A 19,951-nucleotide genomic window follows, 5' to 3' on the forward strand; every position below is an offset into this window, starting at 1 on the left:
GAGGTGAGAGGTGATGACAGGGGAGCGTGCCGCGAGCGGCTGTCTCGTGGCGAACGACTGGATATGCGGCGAGTACCTGCGCAGCCGCAGCGGGGAACTGGCCGACGCGACGGTCCAGCACGTCTGGATCACCGCGGCGTCGGTCCTGATCGGACTGGCCGTCGCCCTGCCGCTGGCGCTGCTGGTGCGGGCCAGGCCGCGGTTCGCGGGTCCGGTGCTCGGCCTGACGACGCTGCTCTACACGATCCCGTCGCTCGCCATGTTCTCGCTGCTGCTGCCGGTCTTCGGGCTGTCCGCCGCACTCGTCGTGACCGGTCTGGTGCTCTACTCCCTCACCATCCTCGTACGGAACATCCTCGCCGGACTCCAGGCCGTGCCGGACGAGGTCCGCGAGGCGGCCCGCGGCATGGGGTACGGGCCGCTGCGCCTGCTGTGCGAGGTGGAACTCCCGCTGGCGCTGCCCGCGCTGATGGCCGGGCTGCGCATCGCCACCGTCTCCACGGTGGCGCTGACGACCGTGGGCGCGCTGGTCGGCAAGGGAGGTCTGGGCAACCTCATCGACGACGGGGTGCAGACGACCTTCAAGGCCCAGGTGCTGACCGCCTCGGTGCTGTGCGTGCTGCTCGCGGCGGTGGCCGACCTGCTGCTGCTCGGCGCCCAGCGGCTGCTCACCCCCTGGGCCAGGGCACGGTCGGCGGAGGCGGGCGGCTGATGGGCGGCGTACCCGCGGACGTGTGGACCTGGCTCACGACCGCCTCCAACTGGTCCGGCCCGAGCGGCGCCTGGCACCGGCTCGCCGAGCACGTGTACGTCAGCGGCGTCTCGCTCGCCGTCGCCTGCGCCATCGCCCTGCCCGTGGCCCTGTGGCTGGGGCACATCGGCAGGGGCGGCGCCCTGGCCGTCAACATCTCCAACGCGGGCCGCGCGATCCCGGTCTTCGCCGTGCTCGCGCTGTTCATGCTCACCCCGCTGCGCAGCGCCGGGTACCTGCCCACGGTGATCGCCCTGGTGCTGTTCGCGATACCGCCGCTGCTGACCAACGCGTACACCGGCATGCGCGAGGTGGACCGCTCGGTCGTGGAGGCCGCACGGGGCATGGGCATGTCGGGCGGCCAGGTCTTCGCCCGCGTCGAACTGCCCCTGGCCTACCCCCTGCTGATGACGGGGATCAGGTCGGCCGCCGTGCAGGTGGTGGCCACGGCCACGATCGCCTCGATGGTCGGGCAGGGCGGACTGGGAAGGATCATCACGGCCGGCTTCAACACCTACGACACCCCCCAGGTGGTGGCCGGCGCGCTGCTGGCGGCGCTGCTGGCGCTGCTGGTCGAGGCGGTGCTGATCGCCGCCGACCGGCTGTTCAGCCCGCTGCGCCGGACGGCGGTCCGCCGCTCTGCCGCCTCGTGACCCGGCACGCGGCAGCCCCGGCGGGGACGGCTCCCGGCACCGCGCGCCAGGGGAAGCCACGCGCCGCCCCGACGGCGTACGACACCACCTCCTACGACCCGACTGCCCACGACACGACCGCGTACGACACGACCGGCGACACGACGACACGGCGGACGACCGGGCCCACGACGGCCGGCGACCGCCGCAGGACGGAGACCTGATGGGAAAGACCTCGCGCCTCGCGGGAGCGGTACTCGGTGTGGTGGCCCTCACGGGTTCCCTCGCCGCGTGCGGCGGTGACAGCCTGGAGAAGGAGAAGGGAGCTGGTGCGTCCGGCGGCTCGGGCGGCAAGGGCTCGCTGGTGATCGGGGCGGCCGCGTTCACCGAGTCCAAGGTGCTCGCCGAGCTCTACTCGCAACTGCTCGCCGACGCCGGCTACGCGACCTCGGTCACCACCGTGAAGAACCGGGAACTGTACGAACCCGCCCTGGAGAAGGGCGAGATAGACATCATTCCGGAGTACGCGGCCACGCTCGCCGAATTCCTCAACGCGAAGGTGAACGGCGCGAAGGCCCCCGAGGAGAAGCCGGTCGCCTCCAGTGATGTCGAAGCCACCGTCACCGCACTCACCGCGCTCGCGGAACCGCTCGGGCTGAAGATCCTTCCCGCGGGCCGGGCGGTCGACCAGAACGCCTTCGCGGTGTCCGCCGAATTCGCCGAGAAGAACAAGCTCACCACGCTGTCCGATCTCGGCCGCGCGAAGATCAAGGTGAAGATCGCCGCCGGAGACGAGTGCGAGGTGCGCCCGTTCTGCGCGCCCGGCCTCAAGAAGACGTACGGCATCGACGTGGCCGGAATCGACCCCAAGGGCGTCGGCACCCCGCAGTCCAAGCAGGCCGTGAAGGACGGCGAGGACCAGCTGGTGCTGACGACCACCACCGACGCCACCCTGGAGAGCTTCGGCCTGGTGCTCCTGGAGGACGACAAGAAGCTCCAGAACGCCGACAACATCCTTCCGGTCGTCAATGCGAAGGACGCCGGGGACAAGGCGATCGCCGACGCCCTGGCGAAGCTGACCGACGTGCTGAGCACCGAGGATCTCACCGAGCTGAACCGCAAGGTGGACGCCGAGCGCGCCAAGCCCCAGGACGCCGCGGGCGACTATCTCCGCGCCAAGGGCCTGATCGACGGGTAGGCCCCGTCCGGGCCGGGAAGCGCGCGCCCCGGCCCGGTCGTCCCGCGCGTTTCTTCGCAGAGATTTGCCGGGCCGACACCCCATGCGGCGCCTACGCACGGTAAATTTCGGGCCATGCCACGTGGACGTCACCGCCATTCCCCGCCCCTGCACAAGCTGCTGCCGCCGTCGGCAGTGGCCGGAGCGTCGGTTCTGTGCGCCGCCGGCGCGTGGTTCGTCGGTGATGCCCTGGTGCTGCGCTCCCTGGTGGCGGCCGCCGCGGCGGCCGCCGTGACGGGCGCGGTCCTGATGCGCAGCTGGGACCGGAGCGCCGGCCGCCGCGTCGCGGAGCTGACGCGCGGGCGCGCGAGCGACCAGTGGAAGACCGAGGAGCGCATCGCCGAACTCGAGGCGGACATCGACGAGTCACGCGAGCTGCGCGCCAAGCTCGACGCCAAACTGCGCGCCAAGCGGGTCGAACTCGCGGGCCTGCGCGGCGAGCACGCCGCGCTGCTGCGCCGGTACGCCACCGCGGAGACGGAGCGCGCGAGCGCCCTGGAGGGCCGCCGGCAGCTCGCCATCGAGGCGGCCGAGCCCGCCCGTGCCCTGCCCGCGCCCGGCCCGGCTCCCACCCCGGACCTGTACGCGCGTGCCGCCCGTGCGCTCGGCGACCTCTCCCGCAACGCGGCGGCCCAGGAGGCCAGACGCACGGTGGAGGAGGCCCGGGCGCGCGATCTCGCCGAGCGCGCACGGGAGGCGGACGAACCGCAGGGGAAGCACGCGGCGGGCACCGGAGCAGGTCAGCAGGTCCGTCCGGCGTCCGCCCTCCCCGCCCGCCGTCCCGTCCCCGCGGCGTCGGCCATCGTGCCGTACGGCGCCCAGCGCGGACGGGTGAAGCGCCCCGAGGGCGGTTTCGACTTCTTCGGCACCGGTGCGGGCGCCGCCCCCTCCGACGGGGAGTCCGCACGCCCCGCCGCCGGCCCCGCGGAGCTGACCGCGGCCGCGCCCGCCCGCAGGGCGATCGAGGCGGTGCAGCACGAGGACCTGGCCGACGTGGTGGGCGAGGAGGCGCTTGCGGCCGTGCGCGGCAAGGACCCCAGGGCGGTCGGCAAGGTCATCGACCTGACCGCGCACGACGAGACGGAGCAGCTGGACGTGGCGCGGCTGCGCGACGCGGTCTCCTGACGCACCCGCCACGAACCTCGAACCCCGATCCCCGGCTCCCGCCTCCGCGGGGGCCGGGGTTCCGTGCGTCCGGGCGGTCGCGACCGCCTACTTGTCGATGTCGCCGACGACGAAGAACAGCGAGCCGAGGATGGCCACCATGTCGGCGACCAGCGTCCCCGGCAGCAGCACCTCGAGCGCCTGGATGTTGTTGAACGACGCCGAGCGCAGCTTGAGCCGGTAGGGCGTCTTCTCCCCCTTGGACACCAGGTAGTAGCCGTTCACGCCGAGCGGGTTCTCGGTCCAGGCGTAGGTGTGCCCCTCGGGGGCCTTCAGGACCTTCGGCAGGCGCTGGTTGACCGGCCCCGGCGGGAGGTCCGCGATGCGGTCCAGGCAGGCGTCGGCCAGGTCCAGCGCGTTGTGGGTCTGCTCCAGCAGCACCTCGAAGCGCGCCAGGCAGTCGCCGTCGGTCCGGGTGACCACCCTGAGCGTGTCCCGCAGCTCTCCGTACGCGAGGTAGGGCTCGTCGCGGCGCAGGTCGAAGTCGACTCCGGAGGCACGGGCGATGGGCCCGCTCACGCCGTACGCGTGGACCGCCTCGGGCGGCAGGACGCCGACGCCCCGGGTCCGGCCGCGGAAGATCTCGTTGCCGAGGACCAGCCGGTCGTACACGTCCATCCGCGAGCGGACGTCGGCGACGGCACGGCGGGTGCGTCCGAGCCAGCCGGCCGGCAGGTCCTCCTTGAGGCCGCCGACCCGGTTGAACATGTAGTGCATCCGGCCGCCGGAGATCTCCTCCATGACGTGCTGGAGCTCCTCGCGCTCGCGGAAGGCGTGGAACACCGGTGTGATGCCGCCCAGTTCGAGGGGGTACGAGCCGAGGAACATCAGATGGTTCAGGACCCGGTTCAGCTCCGCCAGCAGCGTACGGGTCCACACCGCCCGTTCGGGGACCTCCATGCCCAGCATCCGCTCGACGGCCATCACCACGCCGAGTTCGTTGGAGAAGGCGGACAGCCAGTCGTGCCGGTTGGCGAGCATCACGATCTGGCGGTAGTCGCGGGCCTCGAAGAGCTTCTCGGCGCCGCGGTGCATGTAGCCGACGACCGGTTCGGCCTGCCGGATGCGCTCGCCGTCCAGCACCAGCCGCAGCCGCAGCACGCCGTGCGTGGAGGGATGCTGCGGACCGATGTTGAGCACCATGTCGGTGCTCTCCGCCGCGCCGCCGATGCCGACCGTGGTCTCCGTCATGCGGCCCAGTCTGTCAGAGCGGCGCGCGGCCCCGGCCGGTCAGGAGGACGTCCCGCCGGGGCCGCCGGACGGTACGCCCCGGCCGTCCGGACCGCTCGCCGCGGTGCCCGCCCCGCCGGGCACCGGCTGCATCAGCCAGGTGAAGCCGCCGAGGCCGCCCCGCGCCGTCAGTTCGGCCGCCTCGCCGGCCCGTGACAGCGCGCGGACGTAGGCGGCCGGGTCGCTCGACGCCAGCGCCAGCGGCGGCCGGCCGCCGTCGACCCCGAGGTCCCGCAGCGCGTCCCGCTGCGGGACCAGCCGTGCGGTGGGGGAGGCGCACGCGTCCAGCGCCACATGGGCGGTGATGTCGCAGCTCCCGTCCGGCACCGGGCGCACCTCGCGCCCGTCCCGGAAACCCGTGAGGGTGCCGAACGGGGGCCGCGCGTCCGCGGTGTGGGCGTAGTCGACGGCCACCGCGAGCCCCGCGGCCAGCGCCCCGGCCGCCGCGGCCCACGCCTCGTCGCGCGGGCGGCCGATCTCCGCCCGGGTGCCGGGCCCCGCCGGCGGCCACCAGCGCTCCAGCCAGCGGGCGTCCTCGCCGGCCGGCTCGTCGCCCAGGTGCTCCTCGCCGTCGTCGTCCACCAGCACCGTCCGGCGCACCCCGTCCTCGTCGGTGGCCACGACGTCGACGGGCACGTTGTCGAGCCACTCGTTGGCGAAGAGCAGCCCGCTGAGGCCGCGCGGGACGCTGTCGTGCCAGGTGATCCGGGGGTCCAGGCCCTCGGGGCGGGGCGCCAGGTCGACGGCGTGCGCCCGCACCGGGAACCCGGCGGGCAGCGCCGCGAGCACCCCGGTCAGCAGCTCGCCCCGCCCTGCGCCCACGTCGACGACCGCCGGTTCGGCGAGGCCGTGCTCCTCGGCCGTGGCGACCAGCAGCCGGGCGACGGCCGACGCGAACAGCGGCGAGGCGTGGACCGAGGTGCGGAAGTGCCGGGCCGGCCCGCCGGGCCGCAGGTAGAAGCCGCGCGGGCCGTAGAGGGCGTCCTCGGCCGCCAGGCGCCAGCCGCGCGGTGCGCTCGTCCGATGGGTCACGTGCACAGTCTCCACCTTGGGGAGTACGCGCCGGTCCGCTGGATCGCTCCTCCGGTTGACTCCGGCACCTATCTCCGGTCCTTACGCTTGGTCACGTGCAGCGTCTCTACGACTTCATCCGCAGACACCCGACGGGCGTCGACAGCTTCTGGGCCGTCGTGCTCCTCGGCATGACCGTGGCCGCTGCCGCGGGTGTCCCGGGTGACGCGGGGGACCGGTGGGGCGTCGTCGTCATCGGGGCCCTGCTGAGCGTCGTGGTCGCGCTGCGGCGGCGGATGCCCGAGCGGATGCTGCTGCTGACCGCGGCGATCGGCGTCGCCCAGCTCGTCGCCGACGTGGAGGTCTTCCCGTCCGACTTCGCCATGCTGGTGATCATCTACACCGTGGCGGCCCACGACGGCCCCCGGTGGGCCTCGCGGTTCGCACTGGTGGGCGGGGCGTGCGCGGCGACGCTGGCGATGGTCCGCTGGCCGCTGGAGGAGGCGGGCGCCGCCGGCAGGATCTTCTTCACCGTCGTGATGACCGCCCCGTTCGTGCTGGCGTGGGTCCTCGGCGACTCCATACGCACCAGGCGCGCCTACTTCGCCCAGCTGGAGGAGCGCGCCACCCGGCTGGAGAAGGAGCGCGAGGCGCAGGCGAAGGTCGCGGTCGCCGCCGAGCGCGCCAGGATCGCCCGGGAACTCCACGACGTCGTCGCCCACAACGTCTCCGTGATGGTCGTCCAGGCCGACGGCGCCGCCTACGTCCTGGACACCGCGCCCGACCAGGCCAGGCAGGCACTGGAGACGATCTCCGGCACGGGGCGCCAGGCGCTCGCCGAGATGCGCCGGCTGCTCGGCGTGCTGCGCACCTCGGACGCCCCGGAGAGCGGCGAGTACGTGCCCCAGCCCGACGTCGAGCAGATCGAGGACCTGGTCGAGCAGGTCCGCCGCGCCGGACTCACCGTCGACTTCAAGGTCGAGGGCACGCCGCGCCCGCTGCCCAGCGGCGTCGAGCTCACCGCGTACCGCATCGTGCAGGAAGCCCTGACCAACACCCGCAAGCACGGCGGCCCCGAGGCGGGCGCCAGCGTGCGTCTCGTCTACTTCGACGACGGCCTCGGGCTGCTCGTCGAGGACGACGGCCGCGGCGCCTCCCACGAGCTGTACGAGGACGGCGGCGCCGACGGACGCGGCCACGGCCTCATCGGCATGCGCGAACGCGTCGGCATGGTCGGCGGCACGCTCGACGCGGGGCCCCGACCCGGCGGCGGCTTCCGGATCAGCGCGCTGCTGCCGCTGAAACCCGCCCACTAGGGACAGCCCTTAGGGTCGGGTCCGTCCCGCAGGCGCCCGACCATCCGAGAGAACGAGGAACCGGCCCATGTCCATCCGTGTGATGCTCGTCGACGACCAGGTGCTGCTGCGCACCGGCTTCCGCATGGTGCTCGCCGCCCAGCCGGACATGGAGGTCGTGGCCGAGGCCGGAGACGGCGCCGAGGCGATCGAGAACCTGCGCTCCACGGCCGTGGACGTGGTGCTGATGGACGTGCGCATGCCGAGGCTGGACGGTGTGGAGGCGACCCGGCGCATCTGCGCCGCCCCCAACCCGCCCAAGGTGCTCATCCTGACCACCTTCGACCTCGACGAGTACGCCTTCTCCGGTCTGAAGGCCGGCGCCAGCGGCTTCATGCTCAAGGACGTCCCGCCCGGGGAGCTGCTCGGCGCCATCCGCTCCGTGCACAGCGGCGACGCGGTCGTCGCGCCGTCGACCACCCGCCGGCTGCTCGACCGCTTCTCGCCGATGCTCCCGAGCTCCGGCGCCGAACCGCAGCACAAGGAGCTGGAACGGCTCACGGAGCGGGAGCGCGAGGTGACGCTCCTCGTCGCGCAGGGGCTCTCCAACGGCGAGATCGCCGCCCGGCTGGTGCTCTCCGAGGCGACGGTGAAGACCCACGTGGGCCGCATCCTCACCAAGCTGGGCCTGCGGGACCGGGTCCAGGTGGTGGTCCTCGCCTACGAGACCGGGCTGGTCCGCGCGGGCGGCGGCGGCCGCTGAGGTCCCGGCCGTGCTGCTGTGGATCAACGGCCCCTTCGGCGGGGGCAAGACCCAGACCGCCCGTGAACTGCTGCGGCGGCTGCCCGGCAGTGTGGTGTGCGACCCGGAGCACGTCGGCTTCGGGCTCCACCGGATGACCCCGGCGGCCCTGCGCGGGGACTTCCAGGACCTGCCCGCTTGGCGGCAGGGCGTCCACGACGTCCTCGATCTCGCGCTGCGCGGGCACGAGGGTGTGGTGATCGCGCCGATGACGCTGGTCGAACCGGCGTACTTCGAGGAGATCGTCGTGCGGCTGCGCGAGGACGGCGGGCACGACGTACGCCACTTCGCGCTGCTCGCCGACCGGGAGACCGTGCTGCGGCGGCTGCGGGAACGGGGCCTCGGCGGCGGGCTCGGGCGCGAGGGCTTCGCCGTGGGACGGCTCGACCACTGCCTGGAGCGGCTGGGCGACCCGCTGTTCGCCGAGCACGTCCGCACCGACCGGATCGGGGTGCCCAAGGTGGCCGACCGGATCGCGCGCTCGGCCGGCCTGCGGCTGGAGCCGAACACGGACGGTCCGCTCCGGCACCGGCTGCGCAGGGCGTGGACCGGGGTGCGGCACATCCGCTTCGACTGAGGCCCACCGGGGCGCGCCCGGTGACGTGCCGCCGGTGCGCGGCGCCTCTCCCGGCGCCCCGGCCCGGCCGGCCCGGCGCGGGACGGCACCCTGCCCGGCACCGCGCCTGCGGCCGGCGGTGGGCCTGCGGCCGGCATAGTGCCCCTGCCCGGCACCGCGCCTGTGCCCGGCGGTGGACCTGCGCCCGGCTCAGCGCAGCACGGTCTCCAGGAAGTCGCTGCCGAGGCGCGCGACCAGGGGCACGTCCAGCTGGTGCAGCACGTACCGCCCCCGCCGCCGCGTCGTGACCAGGCCGGCGCGCTTCAGCACGGACAGATGGCGGGAGACCTCCGGGGCGGTGATCCCGTAGGTGTCGGCGAGCTCGGTGGTGGTGTGCGCCGCGCGTGCGAGATGACGGCACAGCCGCATGCGCATCGGATGGGCGAGCGCCTCCATCCGCAGCGTCAGCAGCTCCACCGGCGCGGAGCCCGGGAGCTCCGGGGACCCCGCGGGGTAGTGGACCACCGGCCGCCAGCCCGGGGCGTGCAGGACCAGCAGATGGGGCCAGCCGAAGCTGGTCGGGATGAGCGTGAGGCCCTGGCCCACCGCCGGGTCCACGGCGGTCGTCCTGCCCACCGCAAGCTTGTCGGCGCTGATCCGGGTGCGGGCGTCGTCCACGGAGAGCGAGGGGGACACCGCCCGCAGCGTCTCGGCGAGGCCCTTGCGGCGCAGCAGGTCGGTCTTGTGCCGGGCGTCGGCGGCGAGCCCCGGCGAGACGCGCCGCCAGGTGTCGGCGAAGAACGCCTCGTCGCAGTCCTCGAACAGGCGCCGTATCCAGGTCCGCACGGCCGCGGGATCGTCCAGCAGCCGCCGGGTGAAGTCGAGCTGCCGCGGCCCGCGGCCCGCGGCCAGTTCGAGGGAGCGGGCGCGCCGGGCCGGGTCGCTCAGCGGCGAGGGCCCGCCCGTCGAGTAGCAGCTCACACAGGTGAACTCCAGCGCGGCGGAGACGAAGCGCTCGTCGTCGAGGCGGTCGAGCAGGTCGAGTTCGTCGGCGAGGGTCGCACCGGTGAGGCCGCTGCCGCCGGAGAGGCCGGCGAAGGGCATGAACACGTCCGAGAACGTGGTGCGCCACAGGAACTCCGCCTCGTGCAGCCGGTCGGCCAGATCGGGCTTGAGCCCCGCGGCGGTGGCCGTCGCCCAGCCGTGCACCCCCGGGTGGTGTCCGGGCTCGGCCAGCGCGTGCAGGGCGACGCCCAGCTCGGCGAGGGGGGAGGTGCCGAAGACGACGCGCTCCGCGGGCAGCCCGGTGATGTCGATGCTCACGCTCACCTCCCCATGGTGCGCGACGGCGGGCGCCTGCGGCCCCGGACGTCCCGAACGTCACATCCCCCCGGCGGGGGGCGTCAGCCGCAGGACGACCAGCGCGATGTCGTCCACCACGCCGCTGTGCGGGACGAGATCGGCCAGCAGCGCGTCGGCGACGGTGCCCGGGTCGGCCGTGTGGTGCCGGCCGACGGCCGCGGCGAGCCGGTCGAGGCCGGTGTAGATGTCCTCGTCGCGCCGCTCGATCAGCCCGTCGGTGTAGAGGACCAGGGTCGATCCCTCGGTGTAGGCGCAGCCGGCCTGGGGGCGGGGGACGTGTTCGGGGCGGGCGCCGAGCGGGGGGTCGGTGGCCCCGTCGAGGAAGGTGATCGTCCCGTCGGGCCCGCACAGGACGGGCGGCGGATGGCCGGCGCTGCTGTAGGTGAGCGTGTGCTCCCGCCAGTCGATGAAGACGGAGACCGCGGTGGTGGACTCCGCGCCGTCCACGAAGCGGGCGTACAGCCCCAGCACCTCCAGGGCCTGCGCCGGCCCGGCGGCGACGCGGGACGCCGCGGACAGGGCGCTGCGCAGCTGGCCCATGACACCGGCGGCGAGGAGGCCGTGCCCGACGACGTCGCCCACGGCGACGGCGGTGACGTCCGACTCCGGCAGGTCGACGAGGTCGTACCAGTCGCCGCAGACGTTGAGCGCCCCGGTGGCGGGCCGGTAGCAGACGGCCCGGCTGTGCCGGTCCAGCGGCGGCGGGGGCAGCATGGAGTCCTGGAGCCGCAGGGCGATCTCGTGGTCGCGGGCATGGGCCCGGCGCAGGCGTTCGTTGGCGTCCTGGAGCTCCCGGGCGCGTGAGTAGAGCTCCGCCTCCAGCACCCGGCTGCGGTCGTCGTCGGCCGCGCCGCGGGCCCGGATCAGCCTCGTGACGTCCTCCACCCGGTGCAGCAGCAGGACGACCGAGCCGTCGGGACCCGTGACGGGGACGTTCACCGGGCTCCACCAGCGTTCCTCCCAGGTCCCGGGCCGCGCCGGGTCCTCCACGTCGTAGCGCTGGAGGGCCATGCTGTCGCGTTCACCGGTCTCCACCACCCGCCGCAGCGAGGCCGAGAGGTTGCGCACGCCGTCCGCCGCCGGGTCGCCGGGGTTGTCGGGGAAGACGTCGAACAGATACCGGCCGACGACCTGCTCGCGGGTGCGCCGGGCCAGTGCCAGGAACGCCTCGTTGACGTCGGCGTACACCAGGTCGGGGGTCAGGAGCGCGACCGCCCCGGGCAGTGTCCGGAACACGGCCCGGTAGTCGATCGGGGGTTCGTCCACCATTCACCTCCGCGCGCCGGCACGCCTCGCGGCCGCCCACCCGCACGCCGCCGGTCCGGTCCGGCCGCGCCGGGCGGGGCCGGTGTCCCGGCGGTGGCGGTACGGGCGGGACACGGGTGCGCCGGGCCACGCACGACCGGGCCTCTTCACCGGACGAGGCCCTGCGTCCAGTCTCACCCACCTCGCCCCGGCGCGCGGTTCCAGCGCCGCCCGCCCGCCGGGCAGGCCGTCCGCCGGCTCGCCCGCCTGCCTGCCGGGCCGCCCACCCGGAACGCGGGCGGGCCTCCGTCCGGGCGGGCCGTTCCTCCCGGGGCCGCCGTCCCTCCCCGGGCCGTGGACCGGGCTCCCCCGGGGTCCTCAGCCCAGCCGCCGCACGAAGTCCGTCACCGCGGCCGAGACGTCCGCGGCCGTCCAGGCGAGGCCCTCCGCCGCCACCGTCACCTCGGTGACGGCGACTCCCGGCGGGCCGCCCGGCGCGGACCAGCGGCGGAACAGGGTCGTGCCGGTCTCCTCGGCCTGGGCGAGCGCGGCCTCGTTCAGCGCGTCGGCCGCGAAGGGGAGCCACACCTGGAACTGGTGGGTCTGCGGCACCGGCGGGTGGACGCGGTGCCACGGCACACCGGCCCGCCGCAGGCCCTCGTCGAGCGCCCCGGCCACCACCTTCGCGTGCGCCACGTACTCCGGCAGCCGCGGCAGCTCCCGCTCCAGTCCGACCAGGCCCGACAGCACGGCCGGGAACTGCTGGAACAGCTGCCCGCCGTAGCGGTGCCGCCAGGCGCGGGCCTCCTCGGCGAGGAACTCCGGGCAGGCCAGCACCGCACCGGACAGTCCGCCGAGCGACTTGTAGAAGGAGACGTACACGCTGTCCGCGAGTGCGGCGATCTCGTCCAGCGGCCTGCCGAAGTGGTTCGTGCACTCCCACAGCCGCGCGCCGTCGAAGTGCACCGTCGCGTCCCGTTCGCGCGCCGCGTCCACCACGGCCACCAGGTCGTCCCACTCCGGGAGCACGAATCCGGCGTCGCGCAGCGGAAGCTCCAGCATCAGCGTGCCGAACGGCTCGCCGCACTCCCGCACCTCGTCGGCGGTCGGCAGCCGCGGCTCCGCCGTCGGATGGACCGTGCGCAGCCCGCTGACCACGGAGAGGGCGCCGCGTTCGTGGACCTCGGGGTGGGCCAGCGGGTGGACGGCCACCGTGGCGTTGCCGGTGCGTCCCGCCCAGGCGCGCAGGGCGACCTGCTGCGCCATGGTCCCGGTGGGGAACCAGACCGCGGCGGGAAAGCCGAGCAGGGACGCCGTGCGCCGTTCCAGCTCGGCCACGACGCCGTCGCCGTAGACGTCCACCGGCTCGCCGAGGTCGTACACACCGGCGGCGGCCGTCGTCAGCGCGTCGAGCCCCTGGGCGAGGCTCAGCTCGGCGGAGCCGCGCCACAGCACGCGCCGGGACCCGCGCCAGGCGGCGAGCCGCCGGCGACGGCCGTCGCCGTCGTCCGCCCTGTCGCCCCCGGCGCCGCCCTCGCCCTCGCCGTCGGCGCGGCCGTCGCCCGCGTCCGGGCCGGATCCCCGGTGCCGTGCGGCGCCGGTGCCGGTGCCGCCGTCCGCGTCGGGGCGGCCGGCTTCCGCGCAGCCCCCCGGTGCGCCGCCCGCGGGGTTCGGCGGGCCGCCATGGCCCGCCGCGTCCGGCCCCCCGCTCGCGGTGCCCGTGCCGCGCTCCTCGCCCGGTCCGCCCGGAGGGACCGCGCCGCCCGCGTGGCCCGCGCGGCCGACGGGCGCGGTCATGCCCGCCGGACCGCCGCCCGGCGCCGCCGGCATCCCGGGCGCGGTCACGCCCGCCGGACCGCCGGCCGGCCCCGTCGGCATCCCGGCCGCGGTCGTCCCGCTGATCGTTTCCCTGCTCGTGTCCGTCACGGTCCGATCATCGCCCACAGCCTGTGGACAACCACGGGGGCGCCGCCCGCGCTGGCGTAGCATCGTGACGAGAAATCGTCCGGTACCCCCCGCGGACTGGAACGGAAGGCACCGCCGCGTGAACGCCACACCACCACAGGAACCGCTCGATGCGCGGGACCGCCCCGCCCGGCTGACCGTGGGCGTGGTCGGAGCAGGGCGGGTCGGACCCGCGCTGGCCGCCGCGCTCCGACTCGCCGGACACCGCCCGGTCGCGGTGTCCGGCGTCTCCGACGCCTCCCGGCGCCGGGCCGCCGCCCTGCTGCCCTCGGTGCCGCTCGTACCGCCCGCCGAGGTCATGGCCAGGGCCGAACTGGTCCTGCTCACCGTCCCGGACGACGCGCTGCCCGGCCTCGTCGAGGGCCTCGCCGAGACGGGGGCCGTGCGCCCCGGGATGCTGCTGGTGCACACCTCCGGCCGGTTCGGCGCCGATGTGCTCGCCCCCGCGACCCGCGCCGGCGCCCTGCCGCTCGCCCTGCACCCCGCGATGACGTTCACCGGCACCCCGGTCGACGTCCAGCGGCTGGCGGGCTGCTCCTTCGGGGTGACCGCTCCCGAGGAGCTGCGCCTCGCCGCCGAGGCGCTGGTCATCGAGATGGGCGGCGAGCCGGAGTGGATCGAGGAGTCCGCCCGCCCGCTCTACCACGCGGCCCTCGCCCTGGGGGCCAACCACCTGGTCACGCTGGTCGCCCAGTCCATGGAGCTGCTGCGCACCGCCGGGGTGGCCGCCCCGGACCGGATGCTCGGCCCGCTGCTCGGCGCCGCCCTGGACAACGCGCTCCGCTCCGGCGACGCGGCGCTGACCGGCCCGGTCGCCCGGGGCGACGCGGGCACGGTCGCCGCGCACGTCGCCGAGCTGCGCAGACACGCTCCGGCCGCCGTCGCCGGCTATCTCGCCATGGCCAGGACGACGGCCGACCGGGCGCTCGCCAACGGCATGCTCAAGCCCGAGCTCGCCGAAGACCTGCTGGGCGTCCTCGCGGAGGGGGACCTGCGATGAGCGGTATCCGTACGACCACCCGCGAGCCGGAGCTCGTGCCCACCCGCGACGCCCTCCGCGCCCTGCTCGCCGCCCGCCGCACCGCCGCCACGCGGACAGCGGTCGTGATGACCATGGGCGCGCTCCACGACGGCCACGCCGAGCTGGTCCGAGCCGCCCGCCGCCAGGTGGGCGAGGCCGGGTTCGTCGTCGTCACCGTCTTCGTCAACCCGCTCCAGTTCGGCGCGGGCGAGGACCTCGACCGCTACCCGCGCACCCTCGACGCCGACCTGGTGACGGCCGCGGAGGCGGGCGCGGACGCCGTCTTCGCCCCGTCCGCCGACGAGGTCTACCCGGGCGGCGCCCCGCAGGTGCGGATCACGGCGGGGCCCATGGGCGAGGTCCTGGAGGGCAGAACCAGGCCCGGCCACTTCGACGGCATGCTGACCGTCGTCGCCAAGCTGCTCCACCTCACCTCGCCGGACGTGGCGCTGTTCGGGCAGAAGGACGCCCAGCAGCTCGCCCTCATCCGGCGCATGGTGCGCGACCTGAACTTCCCGGTGGAGATCGTCGGCGTGCCCACCGTCCGCGAGGAGAGCGGCCTCGCCCGCTCCAGCCGCAACCAGTACCTCTCGCCGGCCGAGCGGGGCACCGCCCTCGCGCTGTCCCGGGCGCTCTTCGCCGCCCGGGACCGGCTCGCCGCCCAGCAGGCGCTGCACGCCCGCGCCGAGGCCGTGCCCGCCGCCCCGGCCCGGGCCGCGGCCCTCTCCGCCATGGGCGAGGCGCGGGCCGCGGCGGACGCCCACGCGGTCGCCCAGGCCGGCCCCCCGGTCGGCGCCGCCGCCGTGCGCGCGGCCGCCGCGGCCGTGCTGGAGGAGGCCGCCCGGTCGACGCCGCCGCTGCTGCTGGACTACCTGGCGCTCGTCGACCCGGCCGGCTTCACCGAGGTTGCCGACGACCACACCGGGGACGCGGTCCTCGCGGTCGCCGCCAAGGTCGGCACGACCCGGCTGATCGACAACATCCCCCTGACGTTCGGAGCTCCGCAGTGACCGGAATACGGCCCGAGGCCGGCACCCGGCTGGCCGCCCCCGCCCCCGGGTGGGCCATCGAGGCCGACGTGGCCGTGGTCGGCTCCGGCGTCGCCGGCCTCACCGCCGCGCTGCGCTGCGCGGCCGCCGGCCTGCGGACGGTCGTGGTCACCAAGGCCCGCCTCGACGACGGCTCCACCCGCTGGGCGCAGGGCGGCATCGCCGCGGCGCTCGGCGAGGGCGACACCCCCGGCCAGCACCTCGACGACACCCTGGTGGCCGGCGCCGGCCTCTGCGACGAGGAGGCCGTGCGGACCCTGGTCACCGAGGGCCCCGGCGCGGTGCGCCGCCTGATCGGGGCCGGCGCGCGCTTCGACACGGACCCGGAGTCCGGGGCGATCGAGCTGACCAGGGAGGGCGGCCACCACCGCCGCCGCATCGCGCACGCGGGCGGCGACGCCACCGGCGCCGAGATCTCCCGCGCCCTGGTCGACGCCGTCCGGCGCCAGGGACTGCGCACCATCGAGAACGCCCTCGTGCTCGATCTGCTCACCGACGCCGAGGGCCGCACCGCGGGCATCACCCTGCACGTCATGGACGAGGGCGAGCACGACGGCGTCGGGGCCGTCCACGCCCCCGCCGTGGTGCTCGCCACGGGCGGCATGGGCCAGGTCTACTCGGCCACCACCAACCCGGCCGTCTCCACCGGCGACGGCGTGGCGCTCGCGCTGCGCGCCGGGGCCGAGGTCTCGGACCTGGAGTTCGTGCAGTTCCACCCCACCGTCCTGTTCCTCGGCGCCGGCAGCGAGGGCCAGCAGCCGCTGGTCTCCGAGGCCGTGCGCGGGGAGGGCGCCCACCTCGTCGACGCCGACGGCGTCCGCTTCATGACCGGGCAGCACGAGCTGGCCGAACTCGCCCCGCGCGACATCGTCGCCAAGGGCATCATGCGCCGGATGCACGAGCAGGGCGCCGAGCACATGTACCTGGACGCCCGCCACTTCGGCGCCGCGATGTGGGAGAGCCGTTTCCCCACGATCCTCGCCGCCTGCCGGTCCCACGGCATCGACCCCGTGACCGAGCCCGTCCCGGTCGCCCCCGCGGCCCACTACGCCTCCGGCGGCATCCGGACCGACCTGCACGGCCGCACCACCGTCCCGGGCCTGTACGCCTGCGGCGAGGTCGCGTGCACCGGCGTCCACGGCGCCAACCGGCTGGCGTCCAACTCCCTCCTGGAGGGCCTGGTCTTCGCCGAGCGGATCGCCGACGACATCGCCGCGCACGGCCCCCACCGCGAGGGCGTGCCCGCGGTGTCCGGACCCGGGCCGGGGACCATCCGCCCGCTGGCCGGTCCCGGCGCCCGCGCGGAGATCCAGCGGATCATGAGCGGGTACGCGGGTGTGCTGCGTTCCGGCCCGAGCCTGCGCAAGGCGGCCGACGCGCTGGCGGCCCTGCACGCGTCCGCGGCGGCCGCCGGTACGGCGGTGGAACCCGGCACCGCCGCCTGGGAGACGACCAACCTGCTCGACGTCGCCCGCGCCCTGGTGGCCGCCGCCCTGGAGCGCGAGGAGACCCGCGGCTGCCACTGGCGCGAGGACCACCCCGACCGCGACGACGACCACTGGCGGCGCCATCTCGTCGTCCGCCTCTCCGCGGGGGAGCCGGACGTCCGCCCCACCGCCGGTGAGGCCTTTCCACCCGTAACGCCCGACGCCCCCAGGGAGCCGCAACCGTGACCACGCCCGAAGAACGTCCGGAGCCCGTGGACGTACCGCTGATCCAGATCGGCGCGCCCGCCGCAGACGGGGCGGGCTGCGGCGACGGCTGCGGCTGTGCCGACGAGGTGTACGAGAGCGGGCTCGACCCCGCACTCGCCGAACTCCTCGCCGCCGCCGGGCTCGACCCGGTCCAGGTCGAGGACATCGCCCATCTCGCCATCGAGGAGGACCTCGACGGCGGGGTGGACGTCACCAGCGTGGCGACCGTCCCCCAGGACGCCGTCGCGACGGGCGACTTCACCGCCCGCGAGTCCGGCACGGTGGCCGGACTGCGGGTCGCCGAGGCGATCCTGTCGATCGTGTGCACCACCGAGTTCGAGGTGGAGCGGCACGTCGAGGACGGCGACCGGGTCGAGGCGGGCCAGAAGCTGCTCTCCGTCACCGCCGGCACCCGCGATCTGCTCACCGGCGAGCGCAGCGCGCTCAACCTGCTGTGCCGGCTGTCCGGCATCGCGACGGCGACCCGTGCCTGGGCGGACGCCCTGGAGGGCACCGGCGCGCGAGTGCGCGACACCCGCAAGACCACGCCCGGCCTGCGGGCCCTGGAGAAGTACGCGGTGCGCTGCGGCGGCGGCGTCAACCACCGGATGTCGCTGTCCGACGCGGCGCTGGTCAAGGACAACCACGTGGTGGCCGCCGGCGGGGTGGCCGAGGCGTTCAAGGCCGTCCGCGACCGGTTCCCCGACCTGCCGATCGAGGTCGAGGTGGACACCCTGCACCAGGTCCGCGAGGTGCTGGACGCGGGCGCCGACCTGATCCTGCTCGACAACTTCACCCCGGCGGAGACCGAGGAGGCCGTCGCCCTCACCGCGGGCCGGGCGGTCCTGGAGTCCTCCGGCCGCCTCACCCTGGAGAACGCCCGCGCGTACGCGGCGACGGGCGTCGACTACCTGGCCGTCGGCGGACTCACCCACTCCTCGCCGATCCTGGACATCGGCCTCGACCTCCGCGAGGTCGACGCCTGATGCTGCTCACCATCGACGTCGGCAACACCCACACCGTCCTGGGGCTCTTCGACGGCGAGGAGATCGTCGAGCACTGGCGCATCTCGACCGACTCCCGCCGCACCGCCGACGAACTCGCCGTCCTGCTCCAGGGCCTGATGGGCATGCACCCGCTGCTCGGCGACGAACTGGGCGACGGGATCGAGGGCATCGCGATCTGCTCGACGGTCCCGTCGGTCCTGCACGAACTGCGCGAGGTCACCCGCCGCTACTACGGCGACGTCCCCGCCGTCCTCGTCGAGCCCGGCATCAAGACCGGCGTCCCGATCCTCATGGACAACCCCAAGGAGGTCGGCGCGGACCGCATCATCAACGCGGTCGCCGCGGTCGAGCTGTACGGGGGGCCCGCGATCGTCGTCGACTTCGGGACGGCGACGACCTTCGACGCCGTCAGTGCGCGCGGCGAGTACGCGGGCGGGGTGATCGCCCCCGGCATCGAGATCTCCGTCGAGGCCCTCGGTGTGAAGGGCGCCCAGCTCCGCAAGATCGAACTGGCCCGTCCGCGCAGCGTCATCGGCAAGAACACGGTGGAGGCGATGCAGGCGGGCATCGTCTACGGCTTCGCGGGCCAGGTCGACGGAGTGGTCGGCCGGATGAAGCGGGAGCTCGCCGAGGACCCGGAGGAGGTGACCGTGATCGCGACGGGCGGCCTCGCACCGATGGTGCTCGGCGAGTCCTCCGCGATCGACGAGCACGAGCCGTGGCTGACGCTGATCGGGCTGCGCCTGGTCTACGAACGCAACGTCTCCCGTCTGTGAAGCCGCCCGCCGGGGCCGTCCCGCCCCGGCGGCGCCTTCCGCAGCCGTCCCCGCCGGTCCGTTCTCCGTACGCCGTGCGCCGGTCCCGGTCCGCCGTCGTCAGCCGCCCCGCGGGACCGGACCCGTGGATTCCCTCCGTTCGTCGCCCGTGCGACCGGCCGCGGAATTCCCGCCACGAAAGCGAAAAACGCCCGCTTTCGTACCATTAAGTGGAATTTCGCCCGTCGGCTCGTATGGTCGGCGCATGCCCACGCCATACGGACCCCACGGCGGCATGGCCTTCGGCGCGGACGAGCTGCGTGTGCTCCGACGCGCCCTCGCCACCGCCCTCCATCCCGTCCCCCTCGCCGACGAGGACGTCCGGGAGTGCCTGCGGCTCGCCGACTCCGTCGACGAGGCCGTTCGCGAGGCCGGACGCCTCCGCGCCTTCCTCGTCGCCGATCTCGCCCGCTACCGTGCCGCGCTGCCCGGTTCGGCCACCGGCTACCTGGAGCTCCTCCAGGAGGCGCTGGCGGCCGGCTACGAGCCCGGCACGGACGATCTCGCGGCCCTGCGGGCGCTCGGCGGCAACCCGGTCGCGGCGGCCGTGCTGCGCCGCTGCCTGGGAATCGCCGAGCAGTCGGTGCGGGCCAGGCTCGCCCGGGTCGCCGTGCGCGTCCCCGCTCCGATGCCCGCACCGGAGCACCGGCCCGCCGGGGCGCCGCGCCGCGCGAGGCTGCTCGCGCTGCCCGGCGGGCGGGGCGCCGACGAACCGAAGAGCAAGCCGCAGCCGCGGCCCCGGCCGCCGGCTCCCGACGAGAAGCCCGTGCCGAAGCCCTCCGAGGTGTTCCCGCCACGCCGGAAGCCGGTGCCCCCGCCGGAGAGCCGGGCCGTCGGATAGCTACCCTGGGGGCATGGACTACGTTTCCGCGCTCGTTCCCCCCGTGGTGATGGCCGCCTTCTTCATCGGCCTGGTCGTGACGATCGTCAAGAGCCAGGGCGGCCCGAACAAGGCGAAGGAGGACGCGGCCGTGGACGCCGCGCTCAGCCGGGCCGACTCGGCCCGGCAGCCCGGCCCCGACGCCTGAGGCGCGGCCGCGCCGCATCGAGGACGTACGACAGGACCGCTGTCGTACGTCCTTTTTGTTACGTCAATAGCCCTTCATGACGGTTTC

At 75.0% G+C, this 19,951-nt stretch carries 20 protein-coding genes; 15 read left to right on the forward strand and 5 right to left on the reverse strand.

All coding sequences use genetic code 11. The features are described from left to right. The first annotated feature begins 13 nt into the window (after nucleotides 1-13). The 5 genes from IAG43_RS17575 to IAG43_RS17595 all read left to right on the forward strand — a co-directional run bounded on the left by IAG43_RS17575 (nucleotide 14) and on the right by IAG43_RS17595 (nucleotide 3,745). Nucleotides 14-712, forward strand: a complete 699-nt coding sequence (locus IAG43_RS17575; protein ID WP_187741675.1) for an ABC transporter permease — start codon at nucleotides 14-16, stop codon at nucleotides 710-712. Next, nucleotides 712-1,404, forward strand: a complete 693-nt coding sequence (locus tag IAG43_RS17580; RefSeq protein WP_187741676.1) for an ABC transporter permease — start codon at nucleotides 712-714, stop codon at nucleotides 1,402-1,404. The genes IAG43_RS17575 and IAG43_RS17580 overlap by 1 nt, the downstream gene beginning before the upstream one ends. Then, on the forward strand, nucleotides 1,401-1,607 hold the full coding sequence (locus IAG43_RS17585; RefSeq protein ID WP_187741677.1) for a hypothetical protein: 207 nt from the start codon (nucleotides 1,401-1,403) through the stop codon (nucleotides 1,605-1,607). The genes IAG43_RS17580 and IAG43_RS17585 overlap by 4 nt, the downstream gene beginning before the upstream one ends. Next, nucleotides 1,607-2,581, forward strand: a complete 975-nt coding sequence (locus IAG43_RS17590; RefSeq protein ID WP_187741678.1) for an ABC transporter substrate-binding protein — start codon at nucleotides 1,607-1,609, stop codon at nucleotides 2,579-2,581. Before IAG43_RS17585 ends, IAG43_RS17590 begins: the two co-directional genes overlap by 1 nt. 114 nt (nucleotides 2,582-2,695) lie before the next feature. Further along, the gene (locus tag IAG43_RS17595; protein ID WP_187741679.1) at nucleotides 2,696-3,745 is read left to right on the forward strand and encodes a hypothetical protein; all 1,050 of its coding nucleotides are present in this window, start codon (nucleotides 2,696-2,698) and stop codon (nucleotides 3,743-3,745) included. Between the two features lie 87 nt (nucleotides 3,746-3,832). Here IAG43_RS17595 and IAG43_RS17600 read toward each other — a convergent pair whose 3' ends face one another. Both IAG43_RS17600 and IAG43_RS17605 read right to left on the reverse strand, forming a co-directional pair. Next, nucleotides 3,833-4,975: an NADH-quinone oxidoreductase subunit D gene (locus tag IAG43_RS17600; RefSeq protein ID WP_187741680.1), complete on the reverse strand. Its 1,143-nt coding sequence runs from the start codon at nucleotides 4,973-4,975 to the stop codon at nucleotides 3,833-3,835. Between the two features lie 39 nt (nucleotides 4,976-5,014). Continuing rightward, nucleotides 5,015-6,046: an SAM-dependent methyltransferase gene (locus tag IAG43_RS17605; protein ID WP_246574407.1), complete on the reverse strand. Its 1,032-nt coding sequence runs from the start codon at nucleotides 6,044-6,046 to the stop codon at nucleotides 5,015-5,017. A gap of 95 nt (nucleotides 6,047-6,141) precedes the next feature. Between IAG43_RS17605 and IAG43_RS17610 the strand changes: the two genes are divergently transcribed. The 3 genes from IAG43_RS17610 (at nucleotide 6,142) to IAG43_RS17620 (ending at nucleotide 8,699) form a co-directional block, all read left to right on the forward strand. Beyond that, a complete protein-coding gene (locus IAG43_RS17610; RefSeq protein ID WP_187741682.1) occupies nucleotides 6,142-7,341 on the forward strand; it encodes a sensor histidine kinase in 1,200 nt (399 codons plus the stop codon). A 67-nt stretch (nucleotides 7,342-7,408) separates the two neighbouring features. Next, complete coding sequence (locus IAG43_RS17615; protein WP_187741683.1) at nucleotides 7,409-8,083, forward strand: response regulator transcription factor; 675 nt, start codon at nucleotides 7,409-7,411, stop codon at nucleotides 8,081-8,083. Nucleotides 8,084-8,093: 10 nt separating this feature from the next. Then, nucleotides 8,094-8,699: an AAA family ATPase gene (locus IAG43_RS17620; RefSeq protein WP_187741684.1), complete on the forward strand. Its 606-nt coding sequence runs from the start codon at nucleotides 8,094-8,096 to the stop codon at nucleotides 8,697-8,699. A gap of 189 nt (nucleotides 8,700-8,888) precedes the next feature. Here the strand turns inward: IAG43_RS17620 and IAG43_RS17625 are convergent, their stop codons facing one another. From IAG43_RS17625 to IAG43_RS17635, 3 genes are all read right to left on the reverse strand, one after another. Further along, a complete protein-coding gene (locus tag IAG43_RS17625; protein WP_187741685.1) occupies nucleotides 8,889-10,001 on the reverse strand; it encodes a DUF5937 family protein in 1,113 nt (370 codons plus the stop codon). A 57-nt stretch (nucleotides 10,002-10,058) separates the two neighbouring features. Next, nucleotides 10,059-11,306, reverse strand: coding sequence for a PP2C family protein-serine/threonine phosphatase (locus tag IAG43_RS17630; protein ID WP_187744515.1), 1,248 nt, complete (start codon nucleotides 11,304-11,306; stop codon nucleotides 10,059-10,061). Between the two features lie 357 nt (nucleotides 11,307-11,663). Continuing rightward, the gene (locus IAG43_RS17635; protein ID WP_187744516.1) at nucleotides 11,664-13,082 is read right to left on the reverse strand and encodes a threonine aldolase family protein; all 1,419 of its coding nucleotides are present in this window, start codon (nucleotides 13,080-13,082) and stop codon (nucleotides 11,664-11,666) included. 247 nt (nucleotides 13,083-13,329) lie between these two features. Between IAG43_RS17635 and IAG43_RS17640 the strand changes: the two genes are divergently transcribed. The 7 genes from IAG43_RS17640 to IAG43_RS17670 all read left to right on the forward strand — a co-directional run bounded on the left by IAG43_RS17640 (nucleotide 13,330) and on the right by IAG43_RS17670 (nucleotide 19,864). Continuing rightward, nucleotides 13,330-14,250, forward strand: a complete 921-nt coding sequence (locus IAG43_RS17640; protein WP_187741686.1) for a Rossmann-like and DUF2520 domain-containing protein — start codon at nucleotides 13,330-13,332, stop codon at nucleotides 14,248-14,250. Next, nucleotides 14,247-15,281 carry a pantoate--beta-alanine ligase gene (panC, locus tag IAG43_RS17645; RefSeq protein ID WP_187741687.1) on the forward strand — a complete coding sequence of 345 codons (1,035 nt, stop codon included), beginning with the start codon at nucleotides 14,247-14,249 and terminating at the stop codon, nucleotides 15,279-15,281. Before IAG43_RS17640 ends, panC begins: the two co-directional genes overlap by 4 nt. Next, nucleotides 15,278-16,993, forward strand: a complete 1,716-nt coding sequence (locus IAG43_RS17650) for an L-aspartate oxidase (protein WP_246574409.1) — start codon at nucleotides 15,278-15,280, stop codon at nucleotides 16,991-16,993. Before panC ends, IAG43_RS17650 begins: the two co-directional genes overlap by 4 nt. Beyond that, on the forward strand, nucleotides 16,990-18,000 hold the full coding sequence (nadC, locus tag IAG43_RS17655) for a carboxylating nicotinate-nucleotide diphosphorylase (protein ID WP_187741688.1): 1,011 nt from the start codon (nucleotides 16,990-16,992) through the stop codon (nucleotides 17,998-18,000). The genes IAG43_RS17650 and nadC overlap by 4 nt, the downstream gene beginning before the upstream one ends. Next, nucleotides 18,000-18,797 (forward strand): type III pantothenate kinase, encoded by a 798-nt coding sequence (locus IAG43_RS17660; RefSeq protein WP_187741689.1) that lies wholly within the window; start codon nucleotides 18,000-18,002, stop codon nucleotides 18,795-18,797. Before nadC ends, IAG43_RS17660 begins: the two co-directional genes overlap by 1 nt. A gap of 274 nt (nucleotides 18,798-19,071) precedes the next feature. Continuing rightward, nucleotides 19,072-19,677: a hypothetical protein gene (locus IAG43_RS17665; protein ID WP_187744518.1), complete on the forward strand. Its 606-nt coding sequence runs from the start codon at nucleotides 19,072-19,074 to the stop codon at nucleotides 19,675-19,677. Nucleotides 19,678-19,690: 13 nt separating this feature from the next. Next, complete coding sequence (locus tag IAG43_RS17670; RefSeq protein WP_187741690.1) at nucleotides 19,691-19,864, forward strand: hypothetical protein; 174 nt, start codon at nucleotides 19,691-19,693, stop codon at nucleotides 19,862-19,864. Nucleotides 19,865-19,951 lie beyond the last annotated feature (87 nt).

Source organism: Streptomyces genisteinicus, from assembly GCF_014489615.1.
Classification (GTDB): Bacteria; Actinomycetota; Actinomycetes; order Streptomycetales; family Streptomycetaceae; genus Streptomyces; species Streptomyces genisteinicus.

Coding starts and splice junctions, on each gene's coding strand:
- IAG43_RS17575 (WP_187741675.1), top strand. CDS start 14: ATGACAGGGGAGCGTGCCGCGAGCGGCTGTCTCGTGGCGAACGACTGG.
- IAG43_RS17580 (WP_187741676.1), top strand. CDS start 712: ATGGGCGGCGTACCCGCGGACGTGTGGACCTGGCTCACGACCGCCTCC.
- IAG43_RS17590 (WP_187741678.1), top strand. CDS start 1,607: ATGGGAAAGACCTCGCGCCTCGCGGGAGCGGTACTCGGTGTGGTGGCC.
- IAG43_RS17595 (WP_187741679.1), top strand. CDS start 2,696: ATGCCACGTGGACGTCACCGCCATTCCCCGCCCCTGCACAAGCTGCTG.
- IAG43_RS17600 (WP_187741680.1), bottom strand. CDS start 4,975: ATGACGGAGACCACGGTCGGCATCGGCGGCGCGGCGGAGAGCACCGAC.
- IAG43_RS17615 (WP_187741683.1), top strand. CDS start 7,409: ATGTCCATCCGTGTGATGCTCGTCGACGACCAGGTGCTGCTGCGCACC.
- IAG43_RS17635 (WP_187744516.1), bottom strand. CDS start 13,082: ATGACCGCGCCCGTCGGCCGCGCGGGCCACGCGGGCGGCGCGGTCCCT.
- panC (WP_187741687.1), top strand. CDS start 14,247: ATGAGCGGTATCCGTACGACCACCCGCGAGCCGGAGCTCGTGCCCACC.
- IAG43_RS17660 (WP_187741689.1), top strand. CDS start 18,000: ATGCTGCTCACCATCGACGTCGGCAACACCCACACCGTCCTGGGGCTC.
- IAG43_RS17665 (WP_187744518.1), top strand. CDS start 19,072: ATGGCCTTCGGCGCGGACGAGCTGCGTGTGCTCCGACGCGCCCTCGCC.
- IAG43_RS17670 (WP_187741690.1), top strand. CDS start 19,691: ATGGACTACGTTTCCGCGCTCGTTCCCCCCGTGGTGATGGCCGCCTTC.